This window comes from Streptomyces sp. RB17 (assembly GCF_009604455.1).
Lineage (GTDB): Bacteria > Actinomycetota > Actinomycetes > Streptomycetales > Streptomycetaceae > Streptomyces.
The window spans coordinates 28,691-43,380 of the sequence record NZ_WEGL01000003.1 but is presented as its reverse complement, the minus strand read 5'-3'; the positions used below and the strand labels follow the sequence as shown (position 1 = coordinate 43,380).

Genomic DNA, 14,690 nt, shown 5'->3' with positions numbered 1-14,690 from the left:
TCCGCATGTGGGAGGGTGCACCGGCCCCGGCCCTGCGCGTCTTCGTTCGACGGCTCGCGCGGGCCTGCTCCTGATCACACGTGTCCAGCTGCACGGCACCGGTGCGGACACTCGTGGATCTTGTGCTTCCGGTTCGAACTTTACGTCAACTTGAGACGGAAGACAGTCCCGGGAGAGTGACGATGATCCGGCAGCCCCGCTCGGATTCGGCCACACCGATCCGGCCGCCGTGCAGATCCACCGCCCAGCGGGCGATCGCCAGACCGAGCCCGGTGCCGCCGTCGCTGCCCGGCCCGTGCGGCCGGGTCACCGCGCCCCGGTTGAACCGCTCGAACACCCGGTGCCACTCCGACCGCGGTATCCCGGGGCCCTCGTCGAGGACCTCCAGCGCCAGCGACTCCGGCTGCGGCCCGCGCCGCGCCCGCACCGTCACCCGGCCGTGCGGGGGGCTGTGCTTGACCGCGTTGTCGATCAGGTTGGCGACGACCTGGTGGATCCGCTCGGGATCCGCGTGCGCGGTCAGCTCCGGCGGGGAGACGTCCAGGTGCAGATGGACGTCGGTACGGGTGTGGCTGCCGGAGCCGGAGGCGATGCCCGCGCGTGCCGAGGCCACCATGTTGGCCTCCTTCAGCACGCCCGAGAGGTACGGCCACACCTCGAAGCGCCGCTTCTTCAGCGGTACGACGCCGTTGTCGAGCCGGGACAGGTCCAGCAGGGTCTCCACCAGCCGGCCGAGCCGCTCGGTCTGCTGCAGGGCCGTCCGCATGGTCTCCGGGTCGGCCTCGGTGACCCCGTCGACGATGTTCTCCAGCACGGCACGCAGGCCCGCGATGGGGGTGCGCAGCTCATGGGAGACGTTCGCGACCAGCTCCTTGCGCTGGCGGTCCTGCGCCTCCAGCTCGTCCGCCATGACGTTGATCGTCCGGGCCAGGTCGCCCAGCTCGTCCCGGCGGCCCTCGCTCACCCGGCGGGTGTAGTCACCCTCGGAGATCGACCGCGCCACCGCGTTCATCTCGTCCAGCGGCATGGTGAGCGAATGCGCCACGAACTGCGTGATCAGCAGCGTGGCGATCATCGAGAAGACCGTGATGAAGCGCAGCTCGGTCTTGGTGTGCACCGCGATCACCGACAGACCGGTGGTGATCAGCACCGAGATGACGACGAGCGCGCCCAGCTTGGTCTTGATCGAGAACGGGCGCACGCCGCCCCAGGGATCCTCCCCGGGGCTCCTCCGCGCGGCCTGGCGCCCGTCACCGCTCATGGGGTGGGCGTCTCCAGCGCGTACCCGACGCCGTGCACCGTACGGATCCGCTCGGCGCCGATCTTCCGGCGCAGCGCCTTGATGTGGCTGTCGACCGTACGGGTGCCGGAGGCGTCCGCCCAGTCCCACACCTCGGCCAGCAGCTGCTCCCGGGAGAGCACCGCGCGCGGGGTGTTCGCCAGGCACACCAGCAGGTCGAACTCGGTGGGCGTGAGGTGGACGTCCTCGGACTTCACCCGGACCCGGCGCTGTGCGTGGTCGATCTCCAGCTCGCCGAGCCGCAGGATGCCGGAGCGCGGGGTGGTGGCGGCCAGCGCGGCCCGCTCCACCCGGCGCAGCAGCACGTGCACGCGGGCGGCCAGCTCCCGCATCGAGAACGGCTTGGTCATGTAGTCGTCCGCGCCGACCCCGAGACCGACCAGCATGTCCGTCTCGTCGTCACGCGCGGTCAGCATCAGCACCGGCACCGGGCGCTGCGCCTGCACCCGCCGGCAGACCTCCAGGCCGTCGAAGCCCGGCAGCATGATGTCGAGGATCAGCAGGTCGGGCTGCCAGGCCTCGGCCGTGTCGACGGCGGCCGGGCCGTCCGAAGCCGTCTGTACGAGAAATCCCTCGGCGCGCAGCCGGGCCGCGATGGCGTCGACGATCGTGGGATCGTCCTCGACGACCAGTACCCGGCGCTGTGCGCCCGGGGTGGTCGTCGCCGCGCCGCTCTGGGAGGTGTGTGTCTGCTCCATCGCCCGCCCCTGCTTGTTGCTTTCCGGAACCCGTGGGGTGATCCCATGACTGCGATTGACGCTTGAATGATCCGCGTCAGGGCAGCACATTACGGGGATCCCCCATGCTGTCGCTATCCAGGGCGGACAGCGAGGTGCACGGCGTCCGGAACGCCCCGGGCAACGGGCACCTCTTCGGTACGCACCTGCCGGAACCCGGCATTCCGCAAGCTTCCTTCAAATTCCGGAGAGGGTTCGGCGGACCATACCGCGAGCACCCCGCCGGGGTTCAACACCCTTGCACAGGCGGCCAGTCCGGCCGGTGAGTACAGGGTGTGGTTGTCGTCCGTGACGGTCCAGCCGGGGCCGTTGTCGATGTCCAGGCAGAGCGCGTCGAACGTGTCGGATGTCTCATTGACGAACGCCACGAGATCGTCCCGCACGATCTCGGTGCGCGGGTCGCCGATCGCTCCGGCGGAGACCTCCGCCAGCGGCCCGTCCCGGTGCCAGTCGATGACGGCGGGTTCCCGCTCGACGACGGTGATCCGCCCCCATCCGGGATCCGCCGCCGCATGTGCGAGTGAGAATCCCACCCCCAGCCCGCCGATCAGCACTTTCGGCTCCGGCCGCCCGTCCAGCGCCTGGTGGGCGGCGTCGACGAGCAGCCGCTCCGAGCGCCCGTCGGAGGTGTCCATCAGGAAGCAGCCGTTGGCGATGATCTGCAACAGCGCTCCGTGCCGGCGCAGCACCACCTCGCCGTACGGGCCGTCGCGTCGGTCGAGGACCACGGGGGAGTCGTACACGGCAGTCATACCCCCATCCTGCTTGAACGTGCCTTGACCTTCACGGCAATTAAAGGTGTCGCACTGGTGTGCGCACCGTACAGGGCGAGGGGCGGACGCAACCGAAACGTAGGAGGTTGCTGTGAATCCGGTCTCGCGTGGCGTCGGTCATAGACAGCGGCCCCTGGAATCCGAAGGGTTGGGCGGAACGGAAGGAGTGCCGCATCGTGGAACGGACCGCGACGGGCCCTGGGGTGGCCGCGTCCCCGCCCCTTTCGGGCGTGACCCTCGCGGACGGCACCGCCGCCGTCCAGGCCCCCGCGATCGCGGACCTGCTGGACGGTGTGCCACGCCAGCGGCATGCCGCGCCGCCCGCTCCGGCTCCCGAACCGGTCTTCGCCGATCCGCGCCCCACCGCACCACTACTCCCGTTTCCGCTCCCGCGGCTGTGGCGCCTGCTGCCCACTCCCACCGGCACCCCGTTCACCTTCGGCTACACGGCCGTGCTGGCCGTCACCTCCCTGTTCGCGGCCCTGGCCGACCCCGCCCTGGTGCACGCCCTCTACCAGGACTCCAGCACCGATGTGGCCCACCTGGTGCGCATGCCGGGGGTGGTGCTGCCGGCGAGCGCGCTGTGGATCGCGGGCGGTGTCCTCTCGCCGTACGCGCTGGCGTTCGTGCTGGTGCTCACCGCGCTGGAGCGGCGGACCGGCGGCGCGCGTGCGGCCTGCGTCTTCCTCGCCGGGCACGTCCTGGCCACGCTCGCCACCGAGATCCCCGTGGGCCTGGCCGTCCTGGCCGGCCACCTCCCGCCCACCTCGCTGCACCGCCTCGACTACGGCATCAGCTTCGGCGTCGCCGCCAGCATCGGCGCCCTGTGCGGCCTGCTCCCCCCCTGGCTCCGCTGGCCCCTCCTCACCCTGACGGCCGCTGAGCTCCTGAACGACCTGGCCGCCTTCGAGGACCCGATGACGAACTGGGGCCACCTGATCGCGCTGACGATAGGCGTGGCGAGCTGGCCTTTTGTACGCCGGTGGCAGAAGGCGCCCCGCTAGGGGCCGCGACGAACTGCGCGAGTGCACACCGCCGGCCCGCAGTCGCGCACGCTCATTCCCTGGCACCCCCATGGGCGCAACTGATCGCTGAGAGCGAACAAGCCGGGGGAACACCAGCCCACTTCCCCGCGGTTGAGTCGGCATAGCTCAACTTGACTGCCGAAGGGGAGATCATGGCTACTGAGTCACCGGCGTTCACGCTCACCCTGCCCGTGCTGCCGCTCGACGACGAGGTCGTGCTGCCCGGCATGGTGGTTCCGCTGGACCTGAGCGACGCCGAGGTACGGGCCGCGGTGGAGGCCGCGCAGGCCGCCGCCCGCTCGGAACCCGGCAAGCCCAGGCTGCTGCTGGTGCCACGCATCGACGGCACGTACGCGAAGACCGGTGTGCTCGGCACGGTCGAGCAGGTCGGCCGGCTGGCCGACGGTGACCCGGGGGCTCTGATCCGCGGCCGCAGCCGCGTGCGCATCGGCGCCGGCACCACCGGTCCCGGCGCGGCCCTGTGGGTCGAGGGCGCCCGCATCGACGAGAGCGTGCCCGACCCGCTGCCGGGCCAGGTCGCCGACCTCGTCAAGGAGTACAAGGCGCTCGCCACCACCTGGCTGAAGAAGCGCGGCGCCTGGCAGGTCGTGGACCGCGTCCAGGCCATCGACGACGTCTCCGCGCTCGCCGACAACTCCGGCTACTCGCCGTTCCTCAGCACCGAACAGAAGGTCGAACTGCTGGAGACCGCCGACCCGGTGGCCCGGCTCAAGCTCGCCACGCAGCACCTTCGCCACCACCTCGCCGAGCAGGACGTGGCCGAGACCATCGCCAAGGACGTCCAGGAGGGCGTCGACAAGCAGCAGCGCGAGTTCCTGCTGCGCCGTCAGCTGGAGGCCGTCCGCAAGGAACTGCGCGAGCTGAACGGCGACTCCAAGGATTCGGCCGAGGAGTCCGACGACTACCGCGCCCGCGTCGAGGCCGCCGACCTGCCGGAGAAGGTCCGGGAGGCCGCGCTCAAGGAGGTCGACAAGCTGGAGCGGTCCAGCGACCAGTCCCCGGAGGGCTCCTGGATCCGCACCTGGCTGGACACCGTCCTGGAGATGCCCTGGAACGAGCGGACCGAGGACGCGTACGACATCCAGGGCGCCCAGGCGATCCTGGACGCCGAGCACGCGGGCCTCGAGGACGTGAAGGAGCGCATCACCGAGTACCTCGCGGTGCGCAAGCGGCGCAGCGAGCGCGGGCTGGGCGTCATCGGCGGCCGGCGCGGCGGTGCCGTACTGGCCCTGGTCGGACCGCCCGGCGTCGGCAAGACCAGCCTCGGCGAGTCGGTCGCGCACGCCATGGGCCGCAAGTTCGTCCGCGTCGCCCTCGGCGGCGTCCGCGACGAGGCCGAGATCCGCGGCCACCGCCGTACCTACGTCGGCGCGCTGCCCGGCCGGATCGTGCGGGCGATCAAGGAGGCCGGGTCGATGAACCCGGTGGTCCTGCTGGACGAGATCGACAAGGTGGGCTCCGACTTCCGCGGCGACCCGGCCGCGGCCCTGCTCGAAGTCCTGGACCCGGCGCAGAACCACACCTTCCGGGACCACTACCTGGAGGTCGAACTCGACCTGTCGGACGTGGTCTTCCTGGCCACCGCCAACGTCCTGGAGGCCATCCCGGAGGCGCTCGCCGACCGGATGGAGATCGTCCGGCTCGACGGCTACACCGAGGACGAGAAGGTCGTCATCGCCCGCGACCACCTGCTCCCGCGCCAGCTGGAGCGGGCGGGACTGGCCGAGGACGAGGTCACGCTGGACGAGGGCGCCCTGCGCAAGCTGGCCGGCGAGTACACGCGCGAGGCGGGCGTGCGCACCCTGGAGCGGTCCATCGCCCGGCTGCTCCGCAAGGTCGCGGCCCAGCACGAACTCGGCCGGCGGGAGCTGCCGTTCACCGTCCGGGACGAGGACCTGCGCGCGCTGATCGGCCGCCCGCACCACGTGCCCGAGTCCGCTCAGGACCCGGCCGAGCGCCGTACGTCCGTCCCCGGCGTGGCGACCGGTCTCGCGGTCACCGGCGCCGGAGGTGACGTGCTCTTCGTGGAGGCGTCCCTAGCCGACCCGGAGACGGGCGCGGCGGGCCTGACCCTGACCGGACAGCTCGGTGACGTGATGAAGGAGTCGGCGCAGATCGCGCTGAGCTTCCTGCGCAGCCACGGCGCCGAACTGGAGCTACCCGTGGCCGACTTGAGGGACCGGGGTGTGCACATCCACTTCCCGGCGGGCGCGGTCCCGAAGGACGGGCCGAGCGCGGGCATCACCATGACCACCGCTCTCGCCTCCCTCCTCTCCGGCCGCCTGGTCCGCACGGACGTCGCCATGACCGGTGAGGTGTCGCTGACCGGCCGGGTGCTGCCCATCGGCGGCGTCAAGCAGAAGCTGCTCGCCGCCCACCGCGCCGGGGTGACCACCGTGATCATCCCCAAGCGCAACGAGCCCGACCTGGACGACGTCCCGGCCGAGGTGCTGGACAAGCTCGACGTCCACGCCGTGACCGACGTCCGCCAGGTCCTGGAACTGGCACTCGCGCCCGCGACGAGCGGCGCGGCGCCGGAGGTTCCCGTGGCGGCGTGACGGACGCTTCGGGAAAGGCGAGGCCCGGGTTTCCTGAGGGAGGCCCGGGCCTTCGCCATGGGTGCGTACGGGGTCTCCGGCATGTGCCCATGAACGGATGACTCGGTAGAATTCAGGCGTGAGTTGGCCCCCCGAGACCCCCTCCGGTCTGATCGGGGCCGAGATCGCGGGCTACAAGGTGGAGCGCGAGCTCGGTCGCGGTGGCATGGCCGTCGTCTACCGCGCCAGGGACCTGCGTCTCGGCCGGACCGTCGCCCTCAAGCTGCTCGCCCCCGAGTACACCAGGAACGACGCCTTCCGCCGCCGTTTCGCCCAGGAGTCCCGGGTGGCCGCCGCCATCGACCACCCCAACATCGTCCCCGTCTTCGAGGCCGGCGAGTTCGACGGGGTCCTCTTCATCGCCATGTGCTACGTCTCCGGGCAGGACCTGCGCGCCCTGATCGACCGGGAGGGCCGGCTGGCGGTGCCGGTCGCGCTGCGCATCGCGGCCCAGCTGGCCTCCGCCCTGGACGCGGCCCACGCGCGCGACCTGGTGCACCGGGACGTCAAACCCGGCAACGTCCTGGTCGCCGAGGTCGTCGACAGTGATCACCCCGAGCACGTCTACCTCACCGACTTCGGGCTGGCGAAGAAGTCGCTGTCGCTCACCGGCTTCACCTCCGCGGGGGAGTTCGTCGGCACCCTCGACTACGTGGCGCCCGAGCGGATCGCCGGGCGACCGGTGGACGGCCGGGCCGACCTCTACAGCCTGGCCTGTGTGGTCCACGAGATGCTCACGGGCGCCCCGCCCTTCCGGCGCGAGGACCAGCTCGAACTGCTGTGGGCCCACCAGTACGACCCGCCACCGGCGCTCAGCGAGCAGCGGCCGGACATCCCGGCCGCCGCCGACGACGTGCTGAAGAAGGCCCTGGCGAAGGCCCCGGACGACCGTCACGGCACCTGCCTGGAGTTCGTCGTGGCGCTGCGCGCGGCCGTCGCCGAGCACGTGTCCCGCCGTCGTACGCCGACCCTGGTGGACCGCGTTCCGCCACCGGACCCACCGGCCTGGGCCCGGCCGTTCCTCGGCTGATCCGCGCCGCTTACGCGGGCTTTACCCGACGCCTGTGAGGGCGTCAAGTCCCGAGTCCTCGGAACGTGACCCCGATTTCCCGTTCGGGCCTACTTGAAGCACGGCCTCACCGGAACGGAAATGAGGCGGTCCGAGGGAAACGGAAATCCTCCGGTGATCCTCTCGGGAAATCCTCACAGTAATTGGGAGAAAGCTCATGACTCGTAACGCGCAGATCCACGACGACGCCCGTCCGAAGCGCCGCGGACTCCGTTTCGCGACCCTCGCCGCCTCCGCCGCGCTGGTCACCGGAGGTGTCCTCCTCCCCGTGGCCGGCGCGACGGCGGCCCCTATGCCCACGTCCACGGTGGCCTTCGTCCACGGCGGCGGCGCCGGTGGCGCCGGTGGTGACGGCGGTGGCGGCCTGGTCGGCGGCGGCGGTGGTGCCGGCGGCTCCGGCGGCGGCAGCGTGCTGGGCACCGGCGGTGACGGCGGCAAGGGCGGCAAGGGCGGCGACGGCCTCCTGGCCGGTGGTGGCGGCGGTGGTGGCGGTGGTGGCGGCGAAGGCGTCATCGGCGGCAAGGGCGGCGACGGCGGTGCCGGCGGCTTCGGTGTCCTCTCCGGCGGTGGCGGCGGCAGCGGCGGTGGCGGTGGCGACGGCACCCTCATCGGGGGCAAGGGCGGCAACGGCGGTAAGGGCGGCAACAGCGTCTTCCAGGGCGGTAGCGGCGGGAAGGGCGGCAAGGGCGGCTTCGGCGGCCTGTTCGGCGGCGCCGGCGGGTCCGGCGGGGCCGGTGGCGCCAGCCTCTTCTGACGGTCTCCCGCGACCGGCTCCTCCGACTGTCGACGGGGTGGAGGCCGCCCAGGCCTCCACCCCGGAACCCCCCACCTCACAGCCTTCGATCCGAATCGGAGACCCCGATGTTCACAAGCCCGTCCCGGCGTCCGCTCCTCCTCGCGGCGGCCTCCGTGGCTCTCGTCACCGTCACCGCGTGCGGCGCCCAGGCAGCGACCCGTACGGCCCCGGCCCCCACCGGCTACACGGCCCTGGCCCACCGGGCCGGCCACTGCGGAGAGGGGGGCGAAGGCGGCAAGGGCGGCGCGCCCGGCCGGCCGGGTCAGCCCGGCAAACCCGGCAAGCCGGGCTGCTTCTCGCTCCGCGACCTGCCCGACAAACCGACGTCGGAGCTCTCCCGGCTGGACAAGGCGCGGATCGCGCTGGCCGTGCTCACCGGCCGGGTGACCCGGTCCGACGCGGCCAAGAAGTACAGGATTGCGGAGAAGGAAATCAGCGCGTGGGAGCGTCAGCTCCTGAACGGCGACTGGCTCGCATTTCTGCAACCGGAATCTTCCTGAGGAATCGAGAAAAAGGAAACCCGCATGCGCAGGAACTCCTGGAAATTCGGTATCGGCCTCGCGGTCTCGACCGTGATGATCACCGGGGGCGCCATGGCCCCGGCCGCGATGGCCGGCACCGGCCCCGTCGGCGGCGGATCCGGCAGCGGCCCGCCCGGCGTCGGCAGCGTCAATCCGGGCCACGGCGGCATCCACGTGGGCAACGGCAGCGTCCGCATCGCCGACTCGATCTGCGCGGGCAACTGCAACGGCACCGTCAACGGCACCAAGGGCGCGGGCGGCGGCATCTGCGCCGGGCTCTGCAACGGCAGCGCCAACGGCGGCGACGGCACGGCCGGCACACCGGGCCGGGCCGGCGGCAAGGGCGGCGACGGCGGGATCTGCGTCGGCGTCTGCTCGGGCAGTGCCAACGGCGGCGACGGCGGGAACGGCGGCGCCGCCGTGGGCACGGGCGACGGCGGCGACGGCGGGCGGGGCGGCAACGGCGGGATCTGTCTCGGCGTCGGCTGCGAGACCGGCGGCAACGGCGGCCGCGGGGGCGACGGTGGCAGCGGCTGAGTCAGCCGGTGGCCGCGGCGACCGACTGCTCGGCCCACACCGTCTTGCCGATCCGGTCGTGCCGGGTGCCCCAGCGTTCGGCGAGCTGGGCGACCAGCAGCAGGCCCCGGCCGCCCTCGTCGAAGATGCGGGCGCGCCGCATGTGCGGGGTGCTGCCGCTGGAGTCGTACACCTCGCAGATCAGGGTCGCGTCCTGGTGGATCAGCCGGAGCTGGATGGGCGGGCGGCCGTAGCGGATGGCGTTGGTGACCAGCTCGCTGACCATCAGCTCGGTGGGGAAGGACGCCTCGTCCAGGCCCCAGGCGGACAGCTGGTCGCAGGCGAGGCGGCGGGCGCGGGCGACGTCCTCGGGGTCGTTCTCCAGCTCCCAGGCGGCGACCCGGTCCTCGTGCAGGACCCGGGTGCGGGCGACGAGCAGGGCGATGTCGTCGTCGGGGCGATGGGTCAGCAGCTCGGTGAGCACGTGGTCGCAGACCGCGTCCAGTGACCGCGCGGGCCGGACGAGCGCGGCGAACATCTTGTCCAGCGCCTCGTCGATGTCGTGCTCGCGGGCCTCGAACAGCCCGTCGGTGTACAGGGCGAGCAGGCTGCCCTCGGGCAGTTCGGCCTCGATGGCCTCGAACGGCAGCCCGCCCAGCCCGAGGGGCGGGCCCGCGGGCACGTCCAGGAAGCGCACGGCGCCGTCCGGTGTGACCACGGCGGGCGGCGGATGGCCGGCCCGGGCCAGGGTGCACCGGCGGGAGACCGGGTCGTAGACGGCGTACAGACAGGTGGTGCCGATGCCGCCGGCGGTCTCGGCGGTCGGGTCCGTGCTGCCCTCGTCGGCGGCGAGCCGCAGCACCAGGTCGTCGAGGTGGGTGAGGAGTTCGTCGGCCGGCAGATCGACGTCGGCCAGGGTGCGTACGGCGGTGCGCAGCCGGCCCATGGTGGCCGAGGCGCGGATCCCGTGGCCCACCACGTCCCCCACGACGAGCGCCACCCGTGCCCCGGACAGCGGGATCACGTCGAACCAGTCGCCACCCACCCCGGCCCCGGTCGCGGCGGGCAGATAGCGGGTGGCGATCTCCAGGGCCGCCTGGTCGGGCAGTGTGTGCGGGAGCAGGCTCTGCTGGAGGGCCATGGTGGTGGTGCGGGTCCGGGTGTAGGAGCGGGCCTGCCGGATGCCGGCGGCCGCCTTGGCCGTGAACTCCTGGGCCAGCCGCAGATCCTCCGGGCCGAACGGCTCCCGGTCGGGGCGTCGCCCGAAGAGCGCCACCCCGAGGGTGCTGTCCTGGGCGAGCAGCGGCACCGCCAGCAGCGAGCACGCCCCGGACGCGCGCAGCCACGCCGCCCCCGGGTCCACCGCCGCCCACTCGGCGACGAGCGGGTCCGCCGTGTCGTACAGCAGCGGCCGGCCCGCCGTCAGAGACCGGGCCGGAGGGGAGGCCGGCGGGCAGATGACCGCCTCGCCGATGCCGCTGCCGTAGGCCGGTCCGACGCCCTCGGGTACGACGCGCAGCGCGGCGCGGCGCAGGACGACCGGGCCCTGCCGCGGGGCGGGTTCCTCGCCCGCGGCGCGGGGGGAGTCGAGCAGGTCGACCGCCATGACGTCGGCGAGCCGGGGAACGGTGACCTCGCCGAGCTCCTGCGCGGCGCGGGCCTGGTCGGCGGCCGCGCCCACGCGCGTGTCGCTCTCGGCCGACGGACGCTGCCGGGCGGCGGAGTGCTGGGTGGGCGTCTGCGTGGACAGGCAGACGGCGCGCACCCGGGCGTCGGCGTCCTTCAGCGGGGTGAGCACGGCACCACGGCCCAGTTCCGCGCCGAGCCGGTCCGGGACCTGCTGCGGCCGGCCGGTCTCCAGCGCGAGCCGCATCGACCGGTCGGCATCCTCGCTCGCGGTGCCGGGCACGATGTGCGGCAGCCGCAGCCCGCGCATCGCGGCCTCGGGCAGGGCGAGGGCGTGCTCCATCCGCCGGTTGGCGCGCACCAGCCGCAGCTCGGCGTCGAAGATGGCCAGCGGGAAGGGGGACTGAAGGAACGTCCACTCCTCCAGCGGTTCGCCCCGGGGCGGCTGCGCGCGTGCCGTCACGGCGCTCACCACGAGCCAGTCGGTGGCCCCGGTGTCCGAGGTCCGGCGGTGCGCGAGCACGCCCAGCTCCAGCAGTCGGCCGTCGCGGTGCCGCAGCGGCACGGTGCCGTTCCAGCGGTCCCGGCCGGCGAGCATCCGCCGGGCCGCCGAGCAGTCGGTGGCGAGGAGCGCGGTGGCGGGCCGTCCGACGACGGCCGGTGAGTCGTAGCCGAGCAGCAGCTCGGCGCCTTCGCTCCACCCCGTGAGGATGCCCTGCTCATCGATGGTGGCCGTGGCCGTGTACGTCGACTGTCGCTCCGGTCGCTCCATCGCCGCTCATCTCGCCCTTGCTCGGCAGGCTCTCCTGACCAGCATGATCCCGGGCGGCGCGGAGCACCAACGCAGGGCCGCGGCAAGAAATCCGCGGTCGTCCGCAACCGGTCGGGGGTGTCCTGGCGTGAAGGAGACAAATGCCCTTATTCCGGCATTACCCATCCTGCTGGGGGGTGACAACAGAGAGGACCCCGATGACTGGCGTCACGGCCCGGCCGCTGACCGACCGCGAACTGGAGACGCTCCGGCATGTCGCGGCGGGCCACACCTATCTCCAGACGGCCCGTGCCATGGGTGTGTCCCGGCACACCGTGGACACCTATATGCGCCGCATCCGCGCCAAACTCGGCCACACGAGCATGGCCGAGCTGACGCGGATCGCGATCTCGCTGGGTCTGTGAGGGCTCAGCGTTCGGCGGGCTCGGCCGTTGGCGAGGGCCTGCACCCGGTCGAGCGCCCCGTTGCTGTGCTTGTCCGGGGGCGACCCCCGGACCCCCGGCCGGGAGGGTGCGGCACTATCCGTTGGCGAGGGCCTGTACCCGGTCGAGCGCCCCGTTGCTGTGCTTGTCCGGGGGCGACCCCCGGACCCCCGGCCGGGAGGGTGCGGCACTATCCGTTGGCGAGGGCCTGCACCCGGTCGAGCGCCCCGTTGAACTTGTCGTGGTCGCCGACGGTCGGGCCGGAGGACGTGTACTGCCACATCGTGTAGTACGACCAGCCGGCCGGCAGCGTCCCCGGGTCCGAGGCGTAGCGGGCGATCCACAGCGGGTTGTTCGCCGCGAAGCCGCCGTAGTTGCCGGTGCAGTCGCTCCACCAGCTGGTCGCCGTGTAGATCACGGGGTAGCGGCTGGTGAGCGAGTGGTAGGTGTTGATGAAGTCGGCGATCCAGCTGACCATCTGGCTCGCGGTCTTGCCGTAGCACTCGGCGCCGTACGGGTTCCACTCGATGTCGAGCGCGCCGGGCAGCGTCTTGCCGTCGCGCGACCAGCCGCCCCCGTGGCTGACGAAGTAGCTCGCCTGGGTGGCGCCGCTGGTGGTGTCCGGGGTCGCGAAGTGGTAGGCGCCGCGGATCATGCCCACGTTGTACGAGCCGTTGTACTGCTGGGCGAAGTACGGGTTCGTGTAGTACGTGCCTTCCGTCGCCTTCGTGTACGCCCAGCGCACTCCGCTGTTCCACAGGGTCGACCAGGCGACGTTGCCCTGGTAGCCGGCGACGTCCACGCCCTCGGTCTGGGTGACGTCACCGGAGGTGGGGGCACCGGCCTGGCCGTCGTGCGCGAGGACGCCCATGCCCATGTGGGCGGAGCCGCGGCTGGGGGTGGTCGCGGCGTGGGCGGAGGTGAGCGGGAGGGTGAGGGAGAGCGCCGCGAGCAGGGCCGTGACCAGGATGGCGAGGGGGCGCGGGCGGAGGGAGCGGGCTGAGCGGTCGGAGCCGGGTCTGTGCACGGGCATGACGTGCCTCCGGGGAGCGGGGTGGGGAGAACGTGGCTGTGACCGTGTACCGGGATGCCGCACTGGCGTGGGCATGCCATTCATTGCCTGGTAAAGAAGCTACGCACGTAGATGACGGCGTGGGAAGGGGGTCCGGGCGCCGCCGTTGGTCTAGCCCTGCGAAATACTTACAGAGCTGCGGCAATGACGACTTTTGGCAGAAACTTTCAGGACCGCGAAACCGAGCAGGGGTGCTGACGTGCACGAGGACGGAAACGGCGACGCTCATCGCGGCGCCCAGGAGATGACGCCCAGTGGTGCAGACCAGGAATTCCTGGCACTGGAACGGGAGTTGACCGTGCTGCTTCGGCGGGCCCGGGCCAGCCAGGGCGAGATGGCCCGCGAGGTCCATCCCGACCTGGAGTCCTCCGCATACGGCCTGCTCATCCGGCTGGACGAGTGCGGCGGCCGGCGGGCCACGGAACTCGCCGCCTACATCGGCGTCGGCAAGGCCACCATGTCGCGCCAGCTGCGCGCCCTGGAGGAGCTGGGCCTGATCGCCCGCGAACCCGACCCCGCCGACGGCCGTGCCTGGCTCGTCACCCTGACCGAGGAGGGGCGCGGCCGGGTCGGCAAGGTCCGCGAGGCGCGCCGCGCCCGCTACGTCAGGCAGCTCGCCCACTGGGACCGCACCGAGGTCGCCGAACTCGCCCGACTCCTGAACCAGTTGAACGGCGTCATGGAGAAGTAGGGCGGGGGCGGGGGCGGGCAGGGGGCTCACCGCCGGGGCCCGGCGGGGGCCCACAGCCGGGGTCGACGGCGGCGCGCGCTCGCACCCGGAGCCGGAGTCGACGGGGGCTGGTGGCCGGAGTTGGTGGGGGTTCCGCAGCCGGGATCGGCGGGCGGCTCACGGTCGCGGCCGACGTGCGCTCGGACCCGGAGTCCACGCGCGTTCGCATCCGGAGCCGGAGTCGACGGGGGCTGGTGGCCGGAGTTGGTGGGGGTTCTGCAGCCGGGATCGGCGGGCGGCTCAGGGTCGGCAGCCGGCGTGCGCTCGGACCCGGAGCCCGTGCGCGTTCGCATCCGGAGCCGGAGTCGACGGGGGCTGGTGGCCGGCGTCGGTGAGGGGTCTGCAGCCGGGGACGGCGGGCGGCTCAGGGTCGGCAGCCGGCGTGCGCTCGCGCCCGGAGCCCGTGCGCGCTCGCACCCGGAGCCGGAGTCGACGGGGGCTGGTGGCCGGCGTCGGCGAGGGGTCGGCAGCCGGAGCCGCCGGGCGGCTCACGTCGGAGGGGGCGTGTGCTCATACCCGCAGCTGGCGTGCGCTCGTAGACGGAGCCGGCGTGCGCTCGCGCCCGGAGCCCATGCACGCTCGGACCGCGAATCATGCGTGCTCGCACCCCGAGCCGCGCGCCCGCGCACCCGCAGCCCATGCCCCCTCGCACCCCGAGCCGGCGCGCGCTCGCACCCGCAGCCCACGCGCCCACGCACCCGGAGCCCATGCCC

General features: G+C 72.7%; 13 protein-coding genes. 8 read left to right on the top strand and 5 right to left on the bottom strand.

Translation table 11 applies throughout. The annotated features are described in order from the left end of the window. Positions 1-145 precede the first annotated feature (145 nt). The 3 genes from SRB17_RS13800 to SRB17_RS13790 form a co-directional block, all read right to left on the bottom strand. Positions 146-1,261, bottom strand: coding sequence for a HAMP domain-containing sensor histidine kinase (locus SRB17_RS13800; protein ID WP_153538469.1), 1,116 nt, complete (start codon positions 1,259-1,261; stop codon positions 146-148). Then, positions 1,258-1,998 carry a response regulator transcription factor gene (locus tag SRB17_RS13795; protein WP_076096483.1) on the bottom strand — a complete coding sequence of 247 codons (741 nt, stop codon included), beginning with the start codon at positions 1,996-1,998 and terminating at the stop codon, positions 1,258-1,260. Before SRB17_RS13795 ends, SRB17_RS13800 begins: the two co-directional genes overlap by 4 nt. A 113-nt stretch (positions 1,999-2,111) precedes the next feature. Next, positions 2,112-2,789 (bottom strand): spermidine synthase, encoded by a 678-nt coding sequence (locus tag SRB17_RS13790; RefSeq protein WP_153538467.1) that lies wholly within the window; start codon positions 2,787-2,789, stop codon positions 2,112-2,114. A gap of 197 nt (positions 2,790-2,986) precedes the next feature. Here SRB17_RS13790 and SRB17_RS13785 point away from each other — a divergent pair, with 197 nt between their 5' ends. The 6 genes from SRB17_RS13785 (at position 2,987) to SRB17_RS13760 (ending at position 9,376) form a co-directional block, all read left to right on the top strand. Beyond that, complete coding sequence (locus tag SRB17_RS13785; RefSeq protein ID WP_323375461.1) at positions 2,987-3,814, top strand: rhomboid-like protein; 828 nt, start codon at positions 2,987-2,989, stop codon at positions 3,812-3,814. 173 nt (positions 3,815-3,987) lie between these two features. Further along, positions 3,988-6,414, top strand: a complete 2,427-nt coding sequence (gene lon / locus SRB17_RS13780; RefSeq protein ID WP_153538464.1) for an endopeptidase La — start codon at positions 3,988-3,990, stop codon at positions 6,412-6,414. A gap of 118 nt (positions 6,415-6,532) precedes the next feature. Next, positions 6,533-7,483 (top strand): serine/threonine-protein kinase, encoded by a 951-nt coding sequence (locus tag SRB17_RS13775; RefSeq protein ID WP_323375459.1) that lies wholly within the window; start codon positions 6,533-6,535, stop codon positions 7,481-7,483. A gap of 196 nt (positions 7,484-7,679) precedes the next feature. Then, positions 7,680-8,276: a hypothetical protein gene (locus SRB17_RS13770; RefSeq protein WP_153538462.1), complete on the top strand. Its 597-nt coding sequence runs from the start codon at positions 7,680-7,682 to the stop codon at positions 8,274-8,276. Between the two features lie 107 nt (positions 8,277-8,383). After that, the gene (locus SRB17_RS13765; RefSeq protein WP_153538460.1) at positions 8,384-8,818 is read left to right on the top strand and encodes a DUF1153 domain-containing protein; all 435 of its coding nucleotides are present in this window, start codon (positions 8,384-8,386) and stop codon (positions 8,816-8,818) included. A 24-nt stretch (positions 8,819-8,842) separates the two neighbouring features. Then, entirely contained in the window at positions 8,843-9,376 is a 534-nt protein-coding gene (locus SRB17_RS13760; RefSeq protein WP_153538458.1) for a hypothetical protein, read from the top strand. A gap of 1 nt (position 9,377) precedes the next feature. On the opposite strand, the gene SRB17_RS13755 is transcribed toward SRB17_RS13760, so the two are convergent. Next, positions 9,378-11,753, bottom strand: coding sequence for a SpoIIE family protein phosphatase (locus tag SRB17_RS13755; protein ID WP_153538456.1), 2,376 nt, complete (start codon positions 11,751-11,753; stop codon positions 9,378-9,380). 197 nt (positions 11,754-11,950) lie between these two features. On the opposite strand from SRB17_RS13755, the gene SRB17_RS13750 reads away from it, so the two are divergent. Further along, entirely contained in the window at positions 11,951-12,157 is a 207-nt protein-coding gene (locus SRB17_RS13750) for a response regulator transcription factor (protein WP_153538454.1), read from the top strand. 208 nt (positions 12,158-12,365) lie between these two features. On the opposite strand, the gene SRB17_RS13745 is transcribed toward SRB17_RS13750, so the two are convergent. After that, entirely contained in the window at positions 12,366-13,208 is an 843-nt protein-coding gene (locus SRB17_RS13745) for a lysozyme (RefSeq protein ID WP_153538452.1), read from the bottom strand. Positions 13,209-13,446: 238 nt separating this feature from the next. Between SRB17_RS13745 and SRB17_RS13740 the strand changes: the two genes are divergently transcribed. After that, on the top strand, positions 13,447-13,938 hold the full coding sequence (locus tag SRB17_RS13740) for a MarR family winged helix-turn-helix transcriptional regulator (RefSeq protein WP_416237052.1): 492 nt from the start codon (positions 13,447-13,449) through the stop codon (positions 13,936-13,938). Positions 13,939-14,690 lie beyond the last annotated feature (752 nt).

Excerpts from the sequence above, each read along its gene's own strand:
- SRB17_RS13760 (WP_153538458.1), top strand. The coding sequence starts at position 8,843 with ATGCGCAGGAACTCCTGGAAATTCGGTATCGGCCTCGCGGTCTCGACC.
- SRB17_RS13755 (WP_153538456.1), bottom strand. The coding sequence starts at position 11,753 with ATGGAGCGACCGGAGCGACAGTCGACGTACACGGCCACGGCCACCATC.
- SRB17_RS13795 (WP_076096483.1), bottom strand. The coding sequence starts at position 1,998 with ATGGAGCAGACACACACCTCCCAGAGCGGCGCGGCGACGACCACCCCG.
- lon (WP_153538464.1), top strand. The coding sequence starts at position 3,988 with ATGGCTACTGAGTCACCGGCGTTCACGCTCACCCTGCCCGTGCTGCCG.
- SRB17_RS13765 (WP_153538460.1), top strand. The coding sequence starts at position 8,384 with ATGTTCACAAGCCCGTCCCGGCGTCCGCTCCTCCTCGCGGCGGCCTCC.
- SRB17_RS13800 (WP_153538469.1), bottom strand. The coding sequence starts at position 1,261 with ATGAGCGGTGACGGGCGCCAGGCCGCGCGGAGGAGCCCCGGGGAGGAT.
- SRB17_RS13745 (WP_153538452.1), bottom strand. The coding sequence starts at position 13,208 with ATGCCCGTGCACAGACCCGGCTCCGACCGCTCAGCCCGCTCCCTCCGC.
- SRB17_RS13790 (WP_153538467.1), bottom strand. The coding sequence starts at position 2,789 with ATGACTGCCGTGTACGACTCCCCCGTGGTCCTCGACCGACGCGACGGC.
- SRB17_RS13770 (WP_153538462.1), top strand. The coding sequence starts at position 7,680 with ATGACTCGTAACGCGCAGATCCACGACGACGCCCGTCCGAAGCGCCGC.
- SRB17_RS13750 (WP_153538454.1), top strand. The coding sequence starts at position 11,951 with ATGACTGGCGTCACGGCCCGGCCGCTGACCGACCGCGAACTGGAGACG.